This window comes from Gammaproteobacteria bacterium (genome assembly GCA_032250735.1).
In the GTDB taxonomy this organism is placed as follows: Bacteria; Pseudomonadota; Gammaproteobacteria; order SZUA-152; family SZUA-152; genus SZUA-152.
This window is the reverse complement of sequence record JAVVEP010000013.1, coordinates 25914-47976: the sequence shown is the minus strand read 5'-3', so window position 1 is coordinate 47976 and position 22063 is coordinate 25914. Positions and strand designations below refer to the sequence as shown.

Below are 22063 nucleotides of genomic sequence, written 5' to 3'. Positions count from 1 at the left end.
TGAAGGCACTGCCCACCGGAGTGGCCCTAACGTAAGTTGAAATTGGTGGGCATTGCCCACCCTACACATTATTAAAGGTTCAACTATGCAGTATTTCCCCGTCTTTTTTGATCTCCATGGCAAGCGTTGTCTGGTCGTGGGGGGTGGTGATGTGGCGGCGCGCAAGGTGTCGTTACTGTTTCGGGCGGGTGCCGAGGTACAGGTGATCGCACCCACGCTGTGCGAGAGTCTGCAAAACCGTGTCGCCAATGGCGAGATCAGCCATGAGGCGCGACCCTTCGAGGACGCCGATCTGGACGCCTGTGTACTGGTGGTGGCGGGCACCGATGACCGGGCCGTCAACCAGCATATTTCCGAACTGGCCCACGCCCGCTGCATTCCGGTCAACGTGGTGGATCAGCCGGAACTGTGCAGTTTTATCGTGCCGTCGATTATTGATCGCTCGCCGGTGCAGGTGGCGGTGTCTACCGGCGGCGCCTCGCCGGTGCTGGCGCGTCTGCTGCGCGCCCGTCTGGAGACCCTGATCCCCTCGGCCTACGGCCGGCTTGCCTCGCTGATGAACGAATTCCGTGACCCGGTGAAATCCAGACTGACCGACGGCAACAAGCGTCGCCGGTTCTGGGAAGATGTGGCGCAGGGCTCGATTGCCGAACTGATCTTTGCCGGCAAGGAAGAGGCGGCCCGGGCGGCGATGCACAGCGCCGTGGATGCCGCCCAGGTCGAGGAGGATCGGGGAGAGGTCTACCTGGTGGGTGCCGGTCCGGGTGACCCTGACCTGCTCACCTTCCGTGCGCTGCGTCTGTTGCAGCAGGCGGACGTGATTGTGTATGACCGGCTGGTGTCGGAAGAGATCCTCGATATGGCGCGCCGCGATGCCGATCTGGTATACGTGGGCAAGGAGCGTGACAAACATACCCTGCCGCAGGAGGACATCAACCTGTTGCTGGCCCGCCTCGCCAAGAAGGGCAAGCGCGTACTGCGCCTGAAGGGCGGTGATCCCTTTATCTTTGGGCGTGGCGGCGAGGAGATCGACACCCTGATGCAGGAGGGGGTGCGCTTCCAGATTGTGCCGGGTATCACCGCTGCGGCGGGCGCGGCATCGTATGCCGGTATCCCCCTGACCCACCGTGACTATGCGCAGTCTGTCACCTTCGTGACGGGGCATCTCAAGGATGGCAGCATGAATCTCAACTGGCCGATGCTGGCACAACCGCATCAGACCCTGGTGGTGTACATGGGCCTGCTGGGGGTGAAGACGTTGTGCGCCAAGCTGATCGAGCATGGTATGCCGGCGGATATGCCGATCGCCCTGGTACAGAAGGCGACCACCCGGGAACAAAAGGTGCTGGTGGGGACGCTGGCCAGTATGCCGGAGTTGATGGATGCCACCACCATCAAACCGCCAACCCTGATCATCGTCGGTAAGGTGGTTGCGCTGCACAAAAAACTGGCCTGGTTTGGTGGCGCCAAATCGGTGGGTGAATCCTGAAAAGGGTCGTGTTGTCGGGTTGGGGATAGCGGGGAGAGGGTATGAACGTGCTGGTGGTGTTGTATTCCAATGATCCCGAGACGGCGTGGAATGCCTGGCGTTTTGCCAATACCTGCCTGGGTTATGACGATGAGGTGACGATGTTCCTGATGGGCAAGGGCGTGGAGTGCATGAGCCTGGCCTCGGTGAAATATGACATCGAAGAACAGATCGACATCTTTGATGAGTTTGGCGGCAAGCTGATGGGCTGTGGGGTGTGTTGCGACAATCGCGAAGACAGCATGCCCTTTTTGCGTGAAGAGCTGGGCTGTGAGATGGGCTCCATGCAGAATTTCTATACCCTGGTCAAGGCGGCCGACAAGGTGATCAGCTTTTAGTGCGTACCCGTTATCGAGTCGCGCAGAAGCCTGCCGGATGTATTAACAAGGCACATGGAAAGGTATCCTTTCCATGTGCCTTGTTAATATAAAAGTCCTGATTAGCCTGTCGGTCGCTGCCCGGGCAGTCTAACGGTAAACGTCGTCCCCCGGCCAGGCTGGCTCTGCACCTCAATCTGCCCACCCATCATCTCGCACAGGTCCCTGGCGATCGAAAGCCCCAGTCCGCTACCACCGTAACTCCGGGTGGCGGAGTTATCGGCCTGTTCGAAGCGGTTGAAGATTCTGCCGGCTTGCTCCTCGGTTATGCCGATGCCGGTGTCCGTCACCCGAAACAGCACCCAGTCCCTTGTTGCCTCTGCCTGGCGTTGCGTGCTGAGCGTGATCTCACCGTGGCTGGTGAACTTGCAGGCATTGCTGAGCAGGTTAAGCAGGATGGCGCGCAGGTGTTCGGGATCGGCATAGACGGTCCCAAGCCTGTCGTCATGCCGGATGGAGAACCGATTGTGGCCTTTGTCCGCCAGTGGCCGAATGGTGATGGCCACTTCATCCATCAGCTGCCCGGGGTGTAGATCCTGCGCATCACTCTCGAGCTTGTTTTCCTTTAGCCTGGAAATGGTCAGCACCTGGTCGACCAGGTGCAGCAGGTCATAGCCGCCACGCTGGATCGCACCGGCAAACTCCCGCTGTTCTTCCGGGTTGAGCGGGTAATCCTCATCCGCCAGCAGTTCGCTGTAGCCGATTACCGCGTTCAGCGGGGTGCGCAGCTCGTGGCTCATCTTGGCAAAAAAGTCATCCTTGGCGCGATAGGCCTCTTCCCTGGCCTGTCGTGCCCCTATCATATCGGTGACGTCGATGAAGGTCTCAATGATGATGTCCTCATCGCGCTCGTGACTGCGTACCGCACTGCGCAGGAAGGTGTGGTGGCCCTTTCCCGTCTGGGCACAGGCCGTCTCCTGCTGGTCGATGTCCTGTCCGCCGTCCAGTAGCGGGCACTGCTGGCCCTGTTCAAAACAGTGAAACAGGTTGTTGCATCGAAGACCGAAGGCCTCGCGGCGTGGGATGCCGAGAATTTTTTCCGCCGTACGGTTGATCTGGATGACGCGACGCTGGTTGTCCAGCAGGGCGATGCCAATGGGGCTGCGCTCCAGCATGATTTTGACCAGGGAGCGCTTGTCCATCAGGTCGGTGGAGAGCTGGCGGATGCGGGCGGTGAAGGTCTGTTTTTCTTCTTCAAAATGGGCCTTATACCAGTCGGCATCCTGCTGTAGGGTGATCAGCGCCCCTTCGATGCGCTGGTCATCCGGGTTATGCAGCATCTGGATGCGCAGCGCCATGGCGGTCGCCGTAGGCGCTGCGCCCAGGTGCAGGATTTTGTGTAGAGACTGGCTCTTTTTGGCGCCAATGAGAGTCTCGATGCGCTCGATGGCACGGCATGAGGCCTGCGGAAAAAGTCGGTGCAGGGCCTTTCCCTGGATCGTATTCAGCGCGGGTCGATTGGCCAGAAGATCGAGAAAGGCCTGGTTGGCGTAGAATATCTGGGACTTTCGGTTGGTGATGCACATGGCAACGGGGTTGTCTTCGCAGAGCGGGGACAGGGTCTCACGCAGCCGCGCAAGGGCCGGATAGTCGGTGGTGAATCCGGCCGCTGAAGGTTGCTTGTGGTTATGCGAGGTCAAAAAAGGAGGGCTCCCGTTAGCGGCGTCGCCCCCTTTCTTGCTGTGACAGTTATGCGCCAGGGCTGACTAACAGTAGCCCTATCGGCGCGCTACAGGGAAAGTTGAACGGCTTAATGCACGGGCGGTTCCGCTTCCGTGGGATTACGATCCAGTGCGTGCTTGATGCCGCTGATGACGGAATCCAGTGCGCGGTCGAATAAGGGCACGTCCTCGACAAAGCTGGCGCGGCCCAGTTCAAATTCCTCGATCAGTTTGCGGTTGGAGAGATCGGCGACCACCTTGTACTTGCGATCCACAAAGGTGTATTCGCCGGTGAAGTCGCATTTCCAGGCCAGCTTGCCACGGCTGCGGCGTTCGGTATCCGCGGCGATAAACTCGACCCACGTGCCCAGCGCCATATCCCTGATCTCATCGGCATAGCGGCTGGCATTGAGCTCGCTGTCTTCCCACGGCCGGTCCTGGGTGGAGGCGATCATGATTCTCGCGATGATGTCGTCCTCCTCGTCGGCGTGATTGTCAGCGGACTCGGGCATCGAGGACATGTCGACGCCAAAATCATCATTGTCCATGTCGGCGTGGGTCGAGGCGGGTAGCGCCTGCGGCCGATCGGTCGTCACGCCGCCGCGCAGGCTGTCCAGATGCAGGGTTTCCAGGCCGGCAAACAGCTGCTCGGTGGCGGCAGGGTCAAAGCGGATGAGGGTCAGGCCATCCCGCAGACCGTTTAGCAGCCGTGGAATTACCTTGATGAGCCGCTGGCGTTCGCCGACGATCAGTTTTGGCTGCACGCTCCAGATCAGGTCGTCCGCGACCTGCAGGGCGGTGTTCCAGCCGACGCTGTTGTTGCCGTCGCGTAAATAGAGGTGGGTGAGCACATCTTTCCAGGCATCGATCAGCAGGGTGCTGACCAGCGGCGGGACGCGGTTGTCCGTCACACGGCGCTGAATCTCTTTGGCGACCAGGCTTTTGGCATTCTCCAGCATCTCCCCGGCGAGCTTGTTGGTCGCGCGCTCGTTGTCGATGAATTCGGCAAACTCGGTATGCAGGGTGATAAAGATCTCGGTGTTTTCCTCGAATTCGGCGAGGATGGAGTTCACCACATAACAGACCATCTGGTAGACGGCATTCTCCTCGGGGATCTCATCGTCCAGCCCGCTGCCGGCATAGGCCAGCTCATTGAGCAGCTGACGGGCCGGGTGTGACTTTTTGGTGAAGAATTGCTTGTCGAGGATGGCAACCTTGAGCATGGGGATCTGCAGGCGCGCGATCTGGCCCTTGAAATGATCCGGCAGGCTGGGGTCATCGAGAATAAAATCAAACAACATGCTGACGATATCGATGACATCGGTGTCCGCCTGGCCGATCTGTTTGCTGGCATCGCCGCCCTGGCCGAGGGCCGCCAATACCGAGGCCTTGATGAGCTCGGCGCTGGATTGCTGCTGCGTCCAGGCCTGCTGTACCAGAGCGTCACTATTGATCTGTAGATTGGACAGGGCGTGCAATACCTCCTGCGGCGCGCAGGTCGTGGTGTCGTTGCTAGGGGGGATGGAATCGTAACCGCCAGGCCCTGCTCCGGTAGTGCTGCCGCCGATCGGCGCGCCGCGGGTCAGGGACAGCAGCTGCTGCAGGGACTCGAATATATTGCCGACCTGGGCGGTGTGGGCAGGCTGGGCCCCGCCTGCGGACAGGTTTGCCGCACCAGTGAAGGGCGTGCCGGCAGCCGCGCTGGCGGGCATTGCCGGCGGTCGGGCGGGGGCATTTTCCGATTTCTGGATCTCACTTTTGATGCGGGGCAGCACACCGGCCGCGATCAGGTCGGCATTGATGGCATCGTAGATCGGGCCGATCTGCTGCGCGACAAACTTATCAAACAGCTTGTAAATGATCAGCCGCACACTGATGTCGGCATCCATCAGCTGGGCAGCGGGAACGAAGGCCTCAATCAGGACCCTGGGGTGCAGCGGGTTGTTGTCATGGGTGATTTCAATATCTTCAATCAGGTAATTCAGGCGCGCGGTCAGCCCGAACAGGGCCTCGCGGGTACGGGTTTCGGCGCTGCTGACCATATTGCTGATGGCCAGTGACTCTTCAAGCTCGTCGTCCTCCATCAGGCTTATCGGGTCCAGGGCGGAGGGGTTCCTATGCTCAGGGGCGGATTGGGACAGGGCGGCCTCAAAGCCCTTTACCAGCGTCTCAAAATAGGTCTTTTGCATGGGCCCGTTTTGCAGTCGGACCTCCCGCATGGCATCGAAATACAGCGTCTGCTGCTGGTGGTTTCCGGCCTGATCCGCCAGTTTGAACAGGCTGTCATCGATGCGGGAAAAAAAGTACGGGAGCAATTGGCGCAAATGGTGTCTGGCGGTCCGCTGAGCGGAAATGGCCAGCTGCGGCAAGGTTATGGCCCGCAGGGGCTCACTGGAACGACGGTTGCGATCGAAGTCAATGATATTGCGGTTTATAGACATGGTTTTTTGCCTGGCGGTAGGGTATTCCCGCATTGGGTGTGTTGTCGGGTGATAGCGATTCTAGTGCTGTTATCGGCCGGCTGGGGTGATCACCCCCAGCCTATTCGTGTGATAGCGCTCACAAATCGGGCGGGCGTTTTTTTTTTGGGCCTGACGGGATCTGGTTTGAGAGCCTGCTGTTTGTCAGCGGCCCATCGAACTGGGCTGGTGTGGTGCGAGAAAATGGTCGCGCGGGGATGGAATAACGGGAACTTGAGATGAAATAGTGGGCCTGTCTGCTGAAACTTTCGGTGGTTATGGGCCTCTAAATTCCCATTTACCGCTTTTTCAGCCTAGACACTCAAAGTTTGACAGTCTCCCGGACAAAATACTCTTTGTGGTATGATGCTTCCCTTTGATTTCATCCTGGTCCGGCATAAAGCCAACTAGAAAAAGATTGCCAAATTGCTTGCACCTTGTTATCGATGCTCTATATTCACAAACACGGCTTTTTACTTTTTCATTTTGCGTGGTTTTTGCCAACAAAGGCAGTACAGCGGCAGAGGCTGTGGGGTTAACAATGGCGAGTAATGAGCGAAAAGGCAGTGCGCTGCCCAAATCCTATATTGTGCCGATACGTTTGGCTGTCTATTCGGTGTTGGCGGCCTGTTCGGGGTTTATCTATTTCAATGTGGGCGATCTGGTGTTGACGCATTACCTCATTATCGTATCTATCGTCGCGGTGTCTGCGATGGCGCTTCTGGATTGCCGCGTCAGTGATGATTACTGGAAGCGAGAAGAGGCTAAAAATGGTGGATCGGCCAGCGATTCGAAGAATTCATAGCAGACGTAGTATGGAACCTGTTGTCGATAAGTAGTATCGATAAGTAATATCAATAAGTACTATTAATAAAAAAGTATCGATAAATTGCTTGCATTTGTGTCAGAGCAGCTCAATTTCTCATAAATATATTAAAGGAGTCAGACAAGTGGCTACGGTAAAGAAAACCAGCAAAAAAACCAAGTCTCCCCAGAAATCGACTGGGCTGGGGTTAACCTATATCACCCGCATGGATCACGGTAATACGCATGGTTGGTGGGTGCGTGTTTATAAGGATTCCAAGCCGGTTGAATCCAAGCTGTTTTCCGATGGCGTGCATGGCGGCAAGGCCAAGGCGAAAGCCAAGGCGCAGGAACATCGTGACACTGTGGTGAAAAAGCACAAGATTGTGCCGGTACACATGCGTAAAACACGTGAGCACAGCGTCGACCGCCGCAGCACCAGCGGCATGGTCGGTGTGACACTGTCGGTCACAGACAAGGCAGGTAGCCTGCGTGTGCACTGGAGTGCGCGTTTTATGGAAAAAGGGGTCCAGCGTAATGTGTCTTTTTCGGTTCGCAAGTATGGTTATGAAGGTGCATTTCGAAAGGCCCTGCGCGTTCGGTGTGACGCCATTGGTATCAGCCTTCCCCGCGGGCTGAAGCCACCAGCGCCAAATCGTGTGTTGCAAAAGTGGATGAAGTCAGAATCCATTGCAGTTTAATCAGTCAGCCAGTCAATCGCGGTATTCGTCAATCTATGCAGTTCCTTCGTCGGTTTGGTTTTATGGGCTGGTCCAGCCTTGTTGTTGCCACGTTACTGGTGTCACTAAGTGTTGTGCATGCCGGGGACGAGCCGGCAGCGAATGACATGGGTATCGAGGCGGGGCTCAAGGCCGTAGAGGCCAAGGATTATGCCAGGGCCTTTGGGCTTTTTGTCCCCCTGGCGGAGGCAGGCAATGCCGAGGCACAGCATAATCTTGGCATGCTGTATCGCACCGGTAAGGGGACGGCGAAGGATCTTGCGGCGAGTTACACCTGGTTTCGGCGCGCGGCCGATCAGGGGGTGCCGGATGCCCAGTATTATCTGGGCTATATGTACGACACCGGTGAGGGTGTCGAAGCAAACCCGCAGTACGCCTATGTCTGGTATCGCAAGGCGGCCGAGCATGGGCATGGGCTGGCGCAGATCAACCTGGGGTTCCTTTATGCCAATGGCCTTGGAGTAGCACAGGATATTGAGCAGGCCTATTTATGGTTTCATGTGGCCGCTGCCCAGGGTTATAAAACGGCCTTCGAAAACAAGAATCTCATTGAAGAGGCACTGAAAGAGCAGGAGAATGGCGCGGCCATGCTGGATGCGCTGAAACAACGCGGCCGCGAATATTTCCAGCAATATGTGATGCCATTCGGTCGCGCCCCTGCCACACACGGGTCATTTAGAGAACCCCTGGTGCCCGAGGGGTCATCACACTAAGTATTGATGTTGTTTACCGTTGGCCGTAATCAACTTTTTGTGCCTGTCGCCGATGTAGACTGTAGCGTTCCACTTAATAAGCTATCGCATTGCAGGAGGATGCTTTTCCGTTGCAGAAGTGGCGGGACGGTGGCCGGGCAATAGCAGAAAAATAGCAATCTAAATCATTATTTATTATAAATCTGTATCGACTTGTCTATGGCTGCGCTAAGACAGCCAATATAACGGTAGGTGAGAATAATTAAACGTGAGGTGTGATGTTTAATCGGTTGTCATTGAGGGCCAATCTGGTCGGCAGCGTGCTGGTGATGGGCGTGCTGGGCGTTGTGTTGGCGGTATTGATTGCCGAGACCTATCGTGAACATGCGATCGACAGCCAGCGTACGGCGTTTGAGGACATTATCGGTCTGCGGGTAAATACCTTGTTAAACGATCTGCTGCGTGTCTCACATGACCTTGGGCAGGCCGTGCAGGAAGAAGACAATTTCCGCAAACTCTTTCGGGAGCGTGATGCCACCCGCCTGAACGAGCATTTGCAGTCTCAGTTCCATCAGTATTTTGTCACTGCCGGTATTATTAAGCTGGAAAGCCTGGCGGTTTACGACAAGGATTTCATGCGTATCTCCAGGGCCGTCGCGGAAAGCGGTTCGGTGGATTCAGGCTGTCCTGACTTACAGCGCCGTGCGGCTCAGCGTCAGGGGCCGCAGCGCCTGAAAACGATCTCTGAGCTATGTCTAGTGAATGACCGGCCGTATCTCAGCCTGCTCGTGCCGATCGGTGGCCTGTCCATCAAGGGCTATTTAAAGGTAGTGACTGATCCGGTGTATTCACTGCGAGAAATCGAATCCAGCCTCGGTATGCCGCTACGCATGACATACATCGATGGGCTGACGGCATATTCATCCAAACAGTGGCCGGAGGAAAGCGTCTCGGGCAGTGCTGTGGTGGCGAGTTTTAGTCCAGTAACGCAGCTGGGTGAACGGGCCTTTACGGTGGCGGTTGTCAGAGACATCAGCAAATTTGAATCCCAGCTTACGACAACGCGTAATGTCTATGTCGCCATCATGCTGGGTGTGGGTGTGCTGCTGGCACTGATCATGATTGGTATTCTTAATCAAACGACACTGATCCCCCTGTACAGACTGGGCGAACGGCTGCGCAGTATTCACAATGACAAAAAACAGTTAGGCGAGCCTGTTATCGTGAGCGGCAATCGGGAGATTCGTGAACTGGCGCTGGGCTTTAACCAGATGACCAACGAGCTAAAGGAGCTTTACGATACCCTGGTGTCCAGAAATGCCGACCTTAGCCAGGAAATCAATGATCGTGAATTTGCCGAAAAGGAATTAAAGAAACACCGTGACCACCTGGAGGATCTGGTCAAACAGCGCACGCTGGATCTTGCCTCGGCTCGGGATGCAGCGCTGGAGGCGAGCCGATCAAAGAGCCTGTTTCTGGCCAATATGAGTCATGAGTTGCGTACGCCACTGAACGCCATTATTGGCTACAGTGAAATGCTGATGGATGATATCGATGAGCGGAACAAACCTGACAATGCCGCTGATCTTGAAAGGATTCACTCGGCGGGAAAACATCTTCTATCATTGATTAACGACATTCTTGATTTGACAAAAATCGAGACCGGCAAGATGGATCTGTATGAAGAATGGTTTAATGTCAGGGAAATGGTGCAGTCCGTGGCGGAAACCATTCAGCCACTGTTTGATAAAAATAATAATACGTTTCGCGTGAACTGCCCGGAGGATATCGGCGATTTATTTGCCGATATCACCAAGATTCGCCAGTCATTGTTTAATCTGTTAAGCAATGCCAGTAAGTTCTCGCGTGATGATGAGGTGGTACTGACCGTTCGCCGGAAGATGCTGGATGGTAAAGAGGATATCTATTTCGATATCGAGGATCACGGTATTGGCATGTCGCAGGAACAGCAGGAAAAACTGTTCGAGGCCTTTTCCCAGGCTGATCCTTCAACGACACGCAAGTTTGGCGGCACCGGCCTGGGTTTGGTGATCAGTCAGCATCTGTGCAATATGATGGGTGGCGGCATCCAGCTGGTCAGCAGGCTGGGGGGTGGTTCCACGTTTACTATTATTCTTCCCGTCAAAAAGGGTGCGGACCTGCCCCAGCAACCCATCAATAGTAATGATCCCAAAGAGTTGTCCTGGCGATCCAATGCGGTTGCCGCGGGCAATCGTTTCTCGGCCGAACGGGGAGGAAACCATGCGGATCGGCGTGAAAAGGTCAGCATGGTGCTGGTGATTGATGATGATTCATCCGTGCGGCAGATCATGACACATTTTCTCGCGCAGAAAGGCTTTTCGGTACAGGCTGCCGCAAGTGGTGAAGAGGGACTGCGCCTGGCCCGCGAGCTTAAGCCGGATGCGATTACCCTGGATATCATGATGTCGGGGCTGGATGGATGGTCTGTGCTGAAAATCCTAAAGAGTGATCCCGAGCTGAAAGCTATACCGGTGATCCTGGTGACCATGGTTGAAAATCGCAGTCTGGGATATTCGTTAGGGGCGACAGAGTACCTGTCCAAACCCATCGACAAGGAACGCCTGTGGGCCGTGTTGAAACGCAGTGTCCGCAGCCAGCAGGCTGGCCCGTTACTGGTGATTGACGACAATGATTCGATGCGCGAGTCACTGCGCGACATGTTGAGGCTTGAGGGCTGGGACGTCTGTGCAGTGCCTGCGGCGGCGTCGGCATTTTCGGAAATCGCCAAAAACCCACCGGCGCTGATCATCCTGGACCTCGTTATGCCGGAGATGAATGGTTTTGAGTTTCTCGGCCAGCTGCGCCATAACCCTCGTTGGGGAAATATTCCCGTGTTGATCGTGAGCGGAAAAGACCTGACCGATGCCGAGCAGGCGCTATTGCATGGCAGTGGCGCAAGAGTCGTCAACAAGGCAGCGTTTAGCCATGATGACCTGTTGCGTGAGGTGTATGACAGCATCAAGGAGAGCCTGAGTGAATCCGCCCGGGATGATGTGCCTGTCACGGGAAGTGCTCCCCATTGATTTGGCGGATTAACAGCCCATTTTCCGATTGGCCATTAAGAAAGGAAGGCTACCGTGCAGGGTAATGTGCATATTTTTGATGCCCCTGATGCCTTGCTGGACGCCCTGGTTCGTCACTGGCAAAAGATTGCCGAGGCATCCATTGCCGATCATGGCGCGTTTCATGTCGCCCTGGCGGGGGGAGGGACACCACGACAGCTCTATGCCCGACTGACGCAAACCGATGTCAAAGATAGCGTCGCGTGGGACAGGGTGCATCTCTATTTTGGCGATGAGCGCTGCGTGCCACCGGAGCATGAAGACAGTAATTACCGAATGGCCCGTGAAACCCTGTTTTCCCGGCTGCCCATTCCGGCCTCGCAGATCCATCCGATGTATAGCCCTGAGCGTACCCCCGAACAGAATGCGACGGTTTATGCACGATTGCTTGAACAGCAGTTGGCGAAAGATGCCGATGGCAATCCCGTGTTTGACCTGGTGTTGCTGGGAATGGGGGAGGATGGTCACACGGCCTCCCTGTTTCCGGATACCGAGATTCTGGATGAGCACAAAAGGCCTGTCGCCGCGCAGTTTGTTGACAGGCTGGGTGTGTGGAGAATCAGCCTGACCTACCCGACGCTGAATGCGGCACGCCATGTTGCGATGCTGGTGGTCGGCGCGACGAAGGCCGGCATACTGGCCGATATCGCCAGACTGCCCGCCGATGAGGTTCGCTACCCCGTTCAGGGCGTCAAGCCAGCGGGGGATCTTCAGTGGTTTCTCGACCGGGCCGCGGCGCGTCTGCTTACCGATGATGTCGCCGATAACAGCGCGGATGATGCTCACCCATGACGCTCCTGGCCGGTGATATCGGTGGCACCAAGACGCTGCTGCAAATCGCGGCGGGCCCGTCACAGCACACACCGCTGGACGTCTTGTACGAGCGCAATTATTCCAGCGCCGACTATCCCGTATTCGATGAACTACTCGCGGATTTTCTGGCAGCGGCGCAGCAGGCCGGTGTGCCAAAACCGACCCTCGCCTGCATCGCGGTCGCCGGGCCGGTGATGCGCGATAGCCAGGGCGATACGCTCGCCAAAGTGACCAATCTGCCCTGGGTATTGTCGACGAAAAGACTGGCCGCGCAGTTCACGTTCAAGCAGTTGCGCCTGATGAATGATTTTCAGGCGGTCGGCTATGGTCTGGAGGCGTTGACGGATGATGAACTGCTCACCTTGCAGAGGGGAGAGGCCTCCCCACAGCCGCTCCCCCTGCCGCGCGTGGTGATCGGTGCCGGCACCGGGCTGGGTCAGGGGCTGCTGTTGTGGAGGGGGGATGCCGATTCTGGTTATTATGATGTGCTGGCCTCCGAGGGTGGTCATTGCGAGTTTGCGCCCGCCAACGCCGAGCAGCTCGATGTGGCCGCCTTTTTATTGCGCCAGCCTGGTCTCACAAAACAGCCGGGGCGCGTCTGTGTCGAGGATGTGCTGTCCGGTCATGGGCTGGTGAACCTGTATTATTATTTTGCCGACAGATATCCCGGCCAGGTGAATGGCGCATTCACTCAGGCCATGGCGGAAAGGGATGCGGCAGCAGTGGTCAGCGAGGCGGCATTGCGGGCAGAGGATCCGCTGGCCGAGCATGCCCTGGATCTGTTTGTTGCAATCTATGCTGGCCAGGCCGGTAATCTCGCGCTGACCTGTCTGGCGCTGGGGGGCGTGTTTATTGCGGGGGGCATTGCGCCGAAAATCCGCTCGCGACTCGACAGCGCACTCTTTCTCCAGGCGTTCCAGAACAAGGGCCCGATGACCGAACTGATGAAAAAGATACCTGTGAAGCTGGTGACGAATCCGCAGGTCGGGTTGAAGGGGGCGTTGCGGGTGGCCAGTCGTCTGTGATGGACGCGCTGTATCGCGCCGGTGGATTTTTTCGCAGGCTTTCAGGCGGCAAATTGTGTTGCGAGCAGGTTGAGGCTCTGCGCGGAGGCGATAATGTTATTGAGTTGCTCTTCCGCCTGCGCCTCGGTAATGCCGAGGCTGATGAGCAGGGCGGGGGGGATATCCGTCGATTCGGCGTCACCGATGTCGTGGCGTTTGAGGAGCCGGTCGGCGAGCAGGGTCAGCCGCGCATAGGCGGCATGCACATCGTTGTAGAGCTCATCATGATGTTCGGCAACGGCGACCTGAATTTCCGCCTGTAGATTCCAGCTGCGCATCAACCATGCGCCCGCCTCCATGTGGTCGGTCCCCAGTATCTGGCGCTCCAGTTCAACCACGGATTTATCCGGGTTGGCGACGATGATCTGTCGCAACATGCCGGCCTCTTTCTTGAACAGATGGGCGATGAGCAGGACGCCAAAGTTGTGCAACAGACCGCTCAGAAAACCCAGTCCGGGGAGTGGGCGATGCTGACGCGGCATGATCTGAATCATGCGTTCGACCAATGCCGCGCTGTAAAGGCTGTGTTGCCAAAAGGCATGCAGCCCCATCGGGCCGGCATTGGGGATGGCAAAGGTCTTGCCCAGGGACAGGCCCAGGGCGATATCGATCGTCAGGCTATAGCCGAGTACGGCGGTGATGGCCTGGTGTAAGGAATGGATATCCCCGCGATAGCCGAAGAAGGCAGAGTGGGCGTAACGCATCACCTGCGCGGCAATGCTGGGATCGGTTTCAATGATGGCGATGAGGTCGTTGATGTTGCCATCGGGATTGGAATTGAGCCGCAGCAACGCCTGTGCCGCTTCCGGCATCGTTGGCAGGTTGGTGGTGGCCTCTATGCGTTGGCGCAGGTTGGTAAGCAAGCCCGTTTTCCCGTGCAGATACATGGAATTACCCCTATCGCTGCGGCATTCCTTGTTGACAGCATTGTTGTTTGGTGAAGCCTGTCGTTACAAAATAATAAAGCCGGATTTTGCATGAATCTTTTGTCTATGCTGAATCTCTTTCGGCGCACTGGCATGTGCTACACCACCGCCTGTTTCAATCACGCCTTGACCATAGCTGATATCAGTAATCTTATCGGTAAGATTAGCGGTTTCTTAATGGATGTTTGGGGTAACATTCAGAGCCTGGATATAATGAATATTCATATCACCGACGTGCGAAAGGTCTGTAGAAGATAATGATTCGATATCTCAAACCCCCTGTAAACATTGGAAAAATGGTGTTTCTGGCGATATCGGTCGGTCTGGGTGCCTGCGATTCGGGGCAGAAATCGCCGATCAAGACGGATGTCACCGCTGAACGCCTGATTTCGGCCGGGCCGTTTATCATGGGCAGCAATAAAACGGATACCTCAGGCAAACAACAGGAGTACGGTCTGGTCAAGCCGCTGTTCCTGGATGAGCATCCCGAGCATCAGCGCGAGCTACCGGCTTACACTATCGATACCTATGAAGTGACCAATGTCCAGTACAAACAGTTTGTGCGGGCCACCGCCCGTGCCGAGCCCTTTCCGTGGACCCAGAATGGTTATAACTTGCTGCAGGAACGCCTGCAGGCTACCGATCTGGAAAGCCTGCGCTGGATTGCCACCGAATACTTCAAGTTTGACCGCGATACCGGGACGATGAGCAGGGCGGCCCTGCTGAAGGCCATGAGTGATGATCAGGCCAGCAAGGATCGGCTGCCGGTGGCCGGCGTGACCTGGTTCGACGCCGATAGCTATTGCCAGTGGGTGGGTAAACGCCTGCCCACTGAGGCCGAGTGGGAAAAGGCGGCACGGGGGCCGCAGGGGAATGAATATCCCTGGGGCAACGAATGGGACACGGGCAAGGCCAATATCGGTGATGACGCCGACTGGGAGGGCGGGATTGCGCCGGTGGGCTCCTATGCCAACAACAAGTCGGTCTACGGCGTGTTCGACCTGGCCGGTAATGTCTGGGAGTGGACGGCCAGCTGGTATCAGCCCTATCCAAACAGCGATTACCACACCGAGGAATTCGGTGAGACGTATAAGGTGATCCGCGGTGGCGGCGGTGGCGTGGGACACTATTCCCTGTCGTATTTTTTCCGCAGCGCAATGCGGGGTAATGCCTTGCCGACCACGCAGAGCGAAGATGTGGGTTTTCGCTGTGCGCGCAATGCCCGCGAGTAAAAACGGCTGTGATCAAGACACCAAACCGATACAGGGGGTATGCGGAATGTCTGAGAGCCTGTGAAAAAAAACTCGGCCTAACTATCGATAGCGAGGCGGCCGGCTGTCTTCCCCACAGCTACGGCGCCGCACCTTGTCCCGTCGGATCATTGCGCCTTCAGGCGTAACAGACCTTCCCCTCGACAGAGAGGAGAAGGCCATACCGATTATTTCATACGCCGGATCACTATTTTGGCCGTAGGATTGCGCCAGTCGTAGTCGGCACTGTGCAGATCGCCAATGCCCTGAATGCCGGCGTGAATGTGCACATAACCTTCACCACCCGCCTGGGGTGATCCACCCTCACCGCCACACACAGGACCGGGGATGTTGGCGCACAGTTCATCATTCGGCTCGCTGCCGGCATCATAGGCAGGCGACATGACCGTGCTCGGGCGATGCTGATTCCTGGGACCCTTTATGCCATTGACGGCAATGAAGGCATCATTGCTGGGGATCATCATCGACGTGACGGTCAGGTGGTCAAAGTCACGGCGCATCTTGACCATGATGGTCGTGCTCGCACCGGGCGCCAAGAGGGCGCCATTGGTGGCGACATCATAGGCGGCCCCGGAGCCGGTCAGCATGGCCGATAGCGGTCCGATATCTCCTCCCTCGGCCAGCGCGGCCAATGCATCGCTGGCGGGCTCCCCCAGGGTGAACACATGTGTTCCCTCGGTATGGGTGGCCACCATGATGGGCGTGAATGTCTCACCCCGCGTTAAGTTGGTGACAGTGACGGCATACATCCCTTTGTTATCGTCGGCCTGAACGCTGGCGGCGCTCAAAGCGATGCCGGTTAACAGTACCCACTGACAGAAGCCGGTTGTAAGTTTCATGGTATTTTCTCCTCTGGATGAATTGTGTGGTAATAAGCTGACGACAAACATCCCGTTTGTCGTCAGCACATCATCACCGAGAGGGATCACCTGAACGTCACGAACTCATCACGATTTGGTCACGTGCTGATTAACAGGCAGGGTGGTAGGACGTGGCTCGAGGTTTGGTTAACCGGCCTGATAGATCGGCAGGGAAAAACTGAACGTGGTGCCGTGATTCGGTCGGCTGGCGGCCTCGATACGGCTCCCGTGCAGGTCGACAATACGTTTGACAATAGACAGTCCCAGTCCGGCATTTTTTGCGCTGGCGGTGCGATTCTTTTCCAGCCGGTAAAAGCGCTCAAAGATGTGCTCAATCTCCTCTTCCGGGATGCCCTGGCCGGTGTCGGCCACCTTGATCATAATGTTGTCGGACTCGCCGGTCAGCGACAGGGTGATGCAGCCACCTGCGGGGGTATAGCGCAGGGCATTTTCAATGAGGTTTTCCAGCACCCGCTGTATCAGGGCGATATCACCATAGGCGTGGGGCAAGCCCTTGACGAAATCGAGCTGGATGCTGATGCCGCGGCTTTCCGCCTCTAACTGGAATTCGTGCACGATGTCATGCACCAGCTCGGTGAGCGAAAACGGCTCGACACTGAGTACGGTTTCGCTGGAGTCCAGTTTCGCCAGTTCGAACAGATCGCTCACCAGTTTTGTGAGCCGGGTGCTTTGGGCGGTGGCAATCTCCAGATATTGCCGGCGTTGCGCTGCGCTGAGTGATGCGTCTTTCAATAACAGTGTTTCGAGATAGCCGTGCAGTGAGGTCAGTGGGGTGCGCAGATCATGGGACACATTGGCCACCATCTCCCGGCGCTTGGCGTCGGTCTGCATCAGGGTCTCCATCTGGCGGTCGATACGATCGGCCATTCGGTTGAAGTTTAAGCCCAGCCGGTCGATCTCGTCGCTGGCCTGTGCGGCGACGGGATAGCGCGTGGAGGGATGATTTCTGGAGTGAGGGTTGGAGGCACTGCCCATTTCGCCATACTCCGCCATGATGCGCGTCAGACGGCGCAGGCGGCGCGTCAACAGGCCAAAGGCGGTTAGTCCCGCGGCCAGGGCCAGTAACAGGCTGGCTCCGAGGCCGGTGGTGGTGAAGCGCAGGATATAGCTGCCCTTCACCATATCGGTCACGCTGTCGAAGGCCTCACCTTCCAGAATGACATACAGATAGCCCGCAGGCTGCGGGGTGCCCTTTGCCGGGATCGGCGCGGCGGAAAAGACCTTTTGACGGGGATTGTCTCCCGCGCCACGCGGGTCATCGCCGACCAGGGGATAGGTGGCATCGCCGGCGAGAAAGCGTTGGATCGGGGCGAGCGAAACCGCTTGCCGTTTTACATGCCCTTCCGGTGCGGAGTAGGCGAGTATCTTTCCACCGGCATCCAGCAGGTACAGCTCAATACTGGGGTTGATCACCATCAGCCAGTGAAACAGCGATTGCAGGGCCGCCTGGTTGATGCGGGTTTCGTGTAGCATCTGCCCGTTGTTATCGTCGGCGTGATGTTCGGTGAACAGGGGTTCCTCGGCAACGATGTGTGCCGCAAGTGTCGCATTGAGCTTCTGGGTCAACTCCTGTTGATACATTTCCGCCGAATACAGCACCATGCTGTAGACCACATAGGCAATGATAATTACCAGCAGAAAGAGCACGGCGGCGATACGGCTGTAGAGGGTGCGGAACATGGGTTATCTCTGGTTATGCCTTTTGTGTATTTCTGACATATCTAGCCGAGCTGGTTGGAGAATTTATATCCGACACCCCACACCGTGAGAATGTAAAGCGGAGAGGAGGAGTCTTTCTCGATCTTGGAGCGCAGGCGATTGATGTGTGAGTTGACGGTGTGTTCATAGCCCTCATGGCCATAGCCCCATACGCTGTCCAGTAACTGGCTGCGGGTGAAGACCTGTCCGGGGTGGGTGGCGAAGTGCCACAGCAGATCGAATTCGCGGGCGGTGAGATCGACAGGCGTTCCGGCAATGATGACCTCTCGCCGGGCCTGATCAAGGGACAATTCACCGGCCCGTAGACGTTGGGTCGATGTGCCGGGGGCGTTGCGGGTCTCTACCCGGCGCAGGATGGCTTTGGCGCGCGCCACCAGCTCGCGCACACTAAAGGGTTTGGGTAGGTAGTCATCGGCCCCCATTTCCAGGCCCACGATTCGATCCAGCTCTGCGCTCCTGGCCGTCAGCATGAGGATGGGGGTGTTGTTGTCGCTACCGCGCAGCCGACGACAGATCTCCAGGCCATCGATACCGGGTAGCATGAGGTCAAGGATGATGAGATCAAAGCGTTTTTTCTGCGCCAGAGACAGGCCGACATTGCCATCGCTGGCAAGCTGCACCTCGGCGCCCAGATCCTGCAGATGCAGGGAGACCAGGTTGGCGATATCGTCATTATCCTCGACGACCAGAAACTGTTTCATGGGGGGCTTGCTCATAGGGAGGCTGTTGACGAAATACTAGTCGCAAGTTGTCACAAAACCATCACGCGCCGTTCAGGTGTTGGGTCTTTTCTGCTCAGGCCGCAGCCGGGTGGTGTAATAGGTCTCGGCAAGGTCGGGATCCACGGGTCGTTGCTGGTCATCGACCAGGGGATATTCCCCGTCATTCCAGCCGCGCAGTCCGGTTTTGAGCGAGCGGACCTTGTCAAAGCCCATCTGTAACAGGGTGTCGGCGGCCAGGGCACTGCGCCTTCCGGAACGGCAGATGGTCACAATTTCACGCGCCCTGCCGCCGGCCAGCTCCGGCACGGTCTCATCGTAGTCGTATTCACAGGCCGATTCGAGGATGCCGCGCGGTACGTTGAGGGAGCCTGGAATGTGCGCGCGGGAAAATTCCCCGGCCTCGCTGACGTCGATCAGCAAGAGGGGACGGTCGGCCTCGAGTTCATCGGACAGGTCCCAGGGGAATACTTCCTGTACTCGTTGCAGGCAGTCATTTACCAGGTCGTCGTAGCTTTTCATGGCAGGTATGTGCTCGGTGGGTGGGGATTTATGGGCCAGGAATGCGCCGTCGCCCGAGTCCCTGTTCGACGGCGATCACGGCGGCCTCGACGCGCGAGCTGACCCCCAGTTTTCGTAGTATTGCCTTTACGTGCAGCTTGACCGTGCCATCGGTGATGCCGAGCTCACGGGCGATGACCTTATTGCTTTGGCCGATGGCGAGGTGCTCAATGATCTCCGTTTCCCGCGGGGTGAGATCCGAGAGGGGGGTCCGGGTGTCGACGGTCTCGGCATTGCCCTGTAGTGCCCGCGCCAGGGTGCCGGCGAGTTGCGGCGCAACGACGGTCTCGCCCTTGACGATGCCGTGCAGGGCGGCCACCAGCTGTTCCGGGTCCATGTCCTTGAGCAGGTAACCCTGGGCGCCGTTACGCAGGGATTCCACCAGGTCCCGTTCCTCGTTGCTGGTGGTGAGCATGGAGATGGGGGCGGTCACACCGGCATTGCGTAATTTCTGCAGGACCTCCAGCCCATCCATGTCCGGCATGCGCATGTCGAGCAAGATCACATCCGGATTGGCGTCGTGCACCATGTCCAGACCCTCTTGCCCGGTGCTGGCCGCCGCAACCACCTCAATGCCGCTGCGCTCCAGCAGGTTTTTCAGGCCCAGCCTGAACAGGGTGTGGTCATCGATCAACTGTACTTTCATTTTGTCAGCCATTGTCTCAGCCATTGTCTCAGCCATTGTCCCGGCTAGGGTGCCGGCAGAAATCCGATCAATACTGCCATAAGCTTAGCGGGGCATGTTCACCAACGCCGCGACTTATCTGTATCCGCAGGCCTGCCAGCATAGCACAGCTCCAGTTCGATTCGTGTGCCTTCTCCCGGGTCACTTTCTATGGTTAGTTCGGCACCGATACGCTGGGCGCGCTCCCGCATAATGGTCAGCCCGACATGTTCCCCCGGTATGGCAGCGCTGATCTCGGCGTCAATACCCATGCCGTCATCCTCTATCAATAGATGAATGAGGTGGTGTTCAGAACAGGTTAACAGTATTCGCACATGTTTTGCCGCACTGTGCTTGCGGATGTTGGCAAGGGCCTCCTGGATGATATGCAGCAGGTGTACCTCAAGCACGGGAGGCAGCCGCAGGTCAGGGCACTCATTCTGGAAAAAGACCTGGATGCGGCCCTGGCTCCGGAAACGCTCGATGAGCCCTTCAATCGCCGGGATCAGGCCGCGTTCATCCATGCGAATCCGGAAATGCGCCAGTAATTCACGCAGCTCGAAATTGGCGTCATCCAGCTCCGACTTGATCTGCTCCACCTCCGCTGCAGCATCGCTGATTTTTGGCTCTCCGTGGCCGAGGGTTTTCTGCAGCATGCTGACGCGGAAGCGCAGGCTGGCCAGTGTCTGTGCCAGCGAGTCGTGCAGCTCATGGGCCAGCATGGTGCGCTCCTGCATGATCGACAGGCGATGGGACTCGGCATCCCAGTATGACTTGGTAATGGCCATGCTCAGGTGTTGACCAATGTTGGTGAGTATGTCCTTGATATCTGCGCGCTCGGTAAGGCCGAGTTTTTCCACAAACAGATTATAAATACCCAGGGTGCGGTTGTTGTAGCGCAGGGGGATGGCAATGTTTTCGAGCTTGTCGCCGGCGAACAGCAGGTCGCTGACGACGTTTCTGCAGTTGTTGAAATGATTCTGGCAGAGCACCATGTTCTTGGAAAACTCCTGCGCGCAGAGGCAGTGTTCAATCGGCACCAGACGGACTTTCTCGATGCTTTCTTCATCCAGTCCGACACTGCCGACCAGGCGCATCTGGTGATCGTCAGTGACGAGGCGAACGGTGCCCGCGTGGGCGTAGACAATTTCGGTTAAGGTGTTGAGAAAGGTGATCAGTAGTTCATCGATATCCTTTGCGGAGTTACTACGCGCGGCCACGTCATAGAGGATTTCCAGTGAGCGTGTTTTGCGTTGCATGGTGATGGTCTGGCGTTTGACCTTGTCATCCATCTCGAGCGTTAGCGATCGTAACGACTCTCCCAACTGGTTGATGTTTTTTGCCAGGCCGGAAAATTCACTGCCTTCGATTTTAGGCAGGCGTGCGCTGAAGTCTCCGCTTGACATGCGTTGCGCCCAGTCGTTAAGCAGGCTCAGCGGCGTTACGAGCCGGGTGCTCACACAGCGCACAATGTGGGTGATGAACAGCAGGCCGCAAATGGCGAGGATGATCTGCAGGATAAATAAACCGTCTTTCTGGGCGGGCCAGAAATAGATTCCCAGGCTGCAAGCCACCAGTGCCAGCATAGTGATCGCCAGTCCCGTGAGCGGGGTGTAAAGCTCGCTGGTATTTAGTGCGCGGCATGACGGCCCGGTTTTTTGCGCGTCTGTATCGGAGGTGATTTTGTTTGACATGTGTCGAAGTTGCCGCTATTGCCTTTTTACCGTGAATTGCCTACTCGGTAATCTCTATCTCGGTGGGCGGCTTGTAGCTGGGATCATTGGGGTTAAGGAAGATGAAGTGATGCTTGCCTTCCTCGATCTCAACAAAATCGACATGTGCGCCATTCAATAGTTCAACGCAGTCGGGACTGACAACGACCCTGAAACCATCGCCGTCAATGGTGACGTCATCCTCCTTGGTCTCATCGAAACCGATGCCGTAGTGCACGGTTTCATCGGCGGTCATTTGGGCGGCAATGCGAAGCGCCAGGTTGCCATGTTCGGCCTCCTGCACGTTCTTTTTTATTTGCGCGATGGCGGCGGGGGAAAAGCTAATAATATCCATGTGTCAGTTTTCT

General features: G+C 56.9%; 19 protein-coding genes. 9 read left to right on the top strand and 10 right to left on the bottom strand.

Translation table 11 applies throughout. The features are described 5' to 3' along the window. Positions 1–85 precede the first annotated feature (85 nt). Positions 86–1489 carry a siroheme synthase CysG gene (gene cysG / locus RRB22_09210; protein MDT8384581.1) on the top strand — a complete coding sequence of 468 codons (1404 nt, stop codon included), beginning with the start codon at positions 86–88 and terminating at the stop codon, positions 1487–1489. Between the two features lie 41 nt (positions 1490–1530). After that, the gene (locus tag RRB22_09205) at positions 1531–1866 is read left to right on the top strand and encodes a DsrE family protein (GenBank protein MDT8384580.1); all 336 of its coding nucleotides are present in this window, start codon (positions 1531–1533) and stop codon (positions 1864–1866) included. Positions 1867–1967: 101 nt separating this feature from the next. On the opposite strand, the gene RRB22_09200 is transcribed toward RRB22_09205, so the two are convergent. Together RRB22_09200 and RRB22_09195 are read right to left on the bottom strand one after the other, a co-directional pair. Continuing rightward, positions 1968–3545, bottom strand: a complete 1578-nt coding sequence (locus tag RRB22_09200; protein MDT8384579.1) for a PAS domain-containing sensor histidine kinase — start codon at positions 3543–3545, stop codon at positions 1968–1970. A gap of 110 nt (positions 3546–3655) precedes the next feature. Further along, positions 3656–6007, bottom strand: a complete 2352-nt coding sequence (locus RRB22_09195; GenBank protein MDT8384578.1) for a DUF1631 domain-containing protein — start codon at positions 6005–6007, stop codon at positions 3656–3658. A gap of 448 nt (positions 6008–6455) precedes the next feature. On the opposite strand from RRB22_09195, the gene RRB22_09190 reads away from it, so the two are divergent. The 6 genes from RRB22_09190 to glk all read left to right on the top strand — a co-directional run bounded on the left by RRB22_09190 (position 6456) and on the right by glk (position 13203). Beyond that, a complete protein-coding gene (locus RRB22_09190; GenBank protein MDT8384577.1) occupies positions 6456–6830 on the top strand; it encodes a hypothetical protein in 375 nt (124 codons plus the stop codon). Positions 6831–6975: 145 nt separating this feature from the next. Further along, entirely contained in the window at positions 6976–7530 is a 555-nt protein-coding gene (locus RRB22_09185; GenBank protein MDT8384576.1) for an AP2 domain-containing protein, read from the top strand. Positions 7531–7565: 35 nt separating this feature from the next. After that, positions 7566–8282, top strand: coding sequence for a tetratricopeptide repeat protein (locus RRB22_09180; protein MDT8384575.1), 717 nt, complete (start codon positions 7566–7568; stop codon positions 8280–8282). A gap of 257 nt (positions 8283–8539) precedes the next feature. Beyond that, positions 8540–11326: a response regulator gene (locus RRB22_09175; GenBank protein ID MDT8384574.1), complete on the top strand. Its 2787-nt coding sequence runs from the start codon at positions 8540–8542 to the stop codon at positions 11324–11326. A 54-nt stretch (positions 11327–11380) separates the two neighbouring features. Then, on the top strand, positions 11381–12157 hold the full coding sequence (gene pgl / locus RRB22_09170) for a 6-phosphogluconolactonase (protein ID MDT8384573.1): 777 nt from the start codon (positions 11381–11383) through the stop codon (positions 12155–12157). After that, positions 12154–13203, top strand: a complete 1050-nt coding sequence (glk, locus tag RRB22_09165; protein ID MDT8384572.1) for a glucokinase — start codon at positions 12154–12156, stop codon at positions 13201–13203. Before pgl ends, glk begins: the two co-directional genes overlap by 4 nt. Positions 13204–13244: 41 nt before the next feature. On the opposite strand, the gene RRB22_09160 is transcribed toward glk, so the two are convergent. Beyond that, positions 13245–14105 carry an HDOD domain-containing protein gene (locus RRB22_09160; protein MDT8384571.1) on the bottom strand — a complete coding sequence of 287 codons (861 nt, stop codon included), beginning with the start codon at positions 14103–14105 and terminating at the stop codon, positions 13245–13247. A 320-nt stretch (positions 14106–14425) separates the two neighbouring features. On the opposite strand from RRB22_09160, the gene RRB22_09155 reads away from it, so the two are divergent. Beyond that, positions 14426–15400: an SUMF1/EgtB/PvdO family nonheme iron enzyme gene (locus RRB22_09155; protein ID MDT8384570.1), complete on the top strand. Its 975-nt coding sequence runs from the start codon at positions 14426–14428 to the stop codon at positions 15398–15400. A 206-nt stretch (positions 15401–15606) separates the two neighbouring features. On the opposite strand, the gene RRB22_09150 is transcribed toward RRB22_09155, so the two are convergent. From RRB22_09150 to RRB22_09120, 7 genes are all read right to left on the bottom strand, one after another. Beyond that, positions 15607–16278, bottom strand: coding sequence for a spondin domain-containing protein (locus RRB22_09150; GenBank protein ID MDT8384569.1), 672 nt, complete (start codon positions 16276–16278; stop codon positions 15607–15609). Between the two features lie 168 nt (positions 16279–16446). Continuing rightward, positions 16447–18000, bottom strand: a complete 1554-nt coding sequence (locus tag RRB22_09145; GenBank protein MDT8384568.1) for an ATP-binding protein — start codon at positions 17998–18000, stop codon at positions 16447–16449. 41 nt (positions 18001–18041) lie between these two features. After that, on the bottom strand, positions 18042–18755 hold the full coding sequence (locus tag RRB22_09140) for a response regulator transcription factor (protein MDT8384567.1): 714 nt from the start codon (positions 18753–18755) through the stop codon (positions 18042–18044). 57 nt (positions 18756–18812) lie between these two features. Then, positions 18813–19280 carry a rhodanese-like domain-containing protein gene (locus RRB22_09135; GenBank protein ID MDT8384566.1) on the bottom strand — a complete coding sequence of 156 codons (468 nt, stop codon included), beginning with the start codon at positions 19278–19280 and terminating at the stop codon, positions 18813–18815. Between the two features lie 28 nt (positions 19281–19308). Beyond that, complete coding sequence (locus tag RRB22_09130) at positions 19309–19965, bottom strand: response regulator (GenBank protein ID MDT8384565.1); 657 nt, start codon at positions 19963–19965, stop codon at positions 19309–19311. Between the two features lie 98 nt (positions 19966–20063). After that, positions 20064–21677, bottom strand: a complete 1614-nt coding sequence (locus RRB22_09125; protein MDT8384564.1) for a histidine kinase — start codon at positions 21675–21677, stop codon at positions 20064–20066. Between the two features lie 40 nt (positions 21678–21717). Next, positions 21718–22050, bottom strand: coding sequence for an iron-sulfur cluster assembly accessory protein (locus RRB22_09120; GenBank protein ID MDT8384563.1), 333 nt, complete (start codon positions 22048–22050; stop codon positions 21718–21720). Positions 22051–22063: the final 13 nt, after the last annotated feature.

Excerpts from the sequence above, each read along its gene's own strand:
- cysG (MDT8384581.1), top strand. The coding sequence starts at position 86 with ATGCAGTATTTCCCCGTCTTTTTTGATCTCCATGGCAAGCGTTGTCTG.
- RRB22_09205 (MDT8384580.1), top strand. The coding sequence starts at position 1,531 with ATGAACGTGCTGGTGGTGTTGTATTCCAATGATCCCGAGACGGCGTGG.
- RRB22_09195 (MDT8384578.1), bottom strand. The coding sequence starts at position 6,007 with ATGTCTATAAACCGCAATATCATTGACTTCGATCGCAACCGTCGTTCC.
- RRB22_09180 (MDT8384575.1), top strand. The coding sequence starts at position 7,566 with ATGCAGTTCCTTCGTCGGTTTGGTTTTATGGGCTGGTCCAGCCTTGTT.
- RRB22_09175 (MDT8384574.1), top strand. The coding sequence starts at position 8,540 with ATGTTTAATCGGTTGTCATTGAGGGCCAATCTGGTCGGCAGCGTGCTG.
- glk (MDT8384572.1), top strand. The coding sequence starts at position 12,154 with ATGACGCTCCTGGCCGGTGATATCGGTGGCACCAAGACGCTGCTGCAA.
- RRB22_09155 (MDT8384570.1), top strand. The coding sequence starts at position 14,426 with ATGATTCGATATCTCAAACCCCCTGTAAACATTGGAAAAATGGTGTTT.
- RRB22_09150 (MDT8384569.1), bottom strand. The coding sequence starts at position 16,278 with ATGAAACTTACAACCGGCTTCTGTCAGTGGGTACTGTTAACCGGCATC.
- RRB22_09145 (MDT8384568.1), bottom strand. The coding sequence starts at position 18,000 with ATGTTCCGCACCCTCTACAGCCGTATCGCCGCCGTGCTCTTTCTGCTG.
- RRB22_09140 (MDT8384567.1), bottom strand. The coding sequence starts at position 18,755 with ATGAGCAAGCCCCCCATGAAACAGTTTCTGGTCGTCGAGGATAATGAC.
- RRB22_09135 (MDT8384566.1), bottom strand. The coding sequence starts at position 19,280 with ATGAAAAGCTACGACGACCTGGTAAATGACTGCCTGCAACGAGTACAG.
- RRB22_09130 (MDT8384565.1), bottom strand. The coding sequence starts at position 19,965 with ATGAAAGTACAGTTGATCGATGACCACACCCTGTTCAGGCTGGGCCTG.
- RRB22_09125 (MDT8384564.1), bottom strand. The coding sequence starts at position 21,677 with ATGTCAAACAAAATCACCTCCGATACAGACGCGCAAAAAACCGGGCCG.
- RRB22_09120 (MDT8384563.1), bottom strand. The coding sequence starts at position 22,050 with ATGGATATTATTAGCTTTTCCCCCGCCGCCATCGCGCAAATAAAAAAG.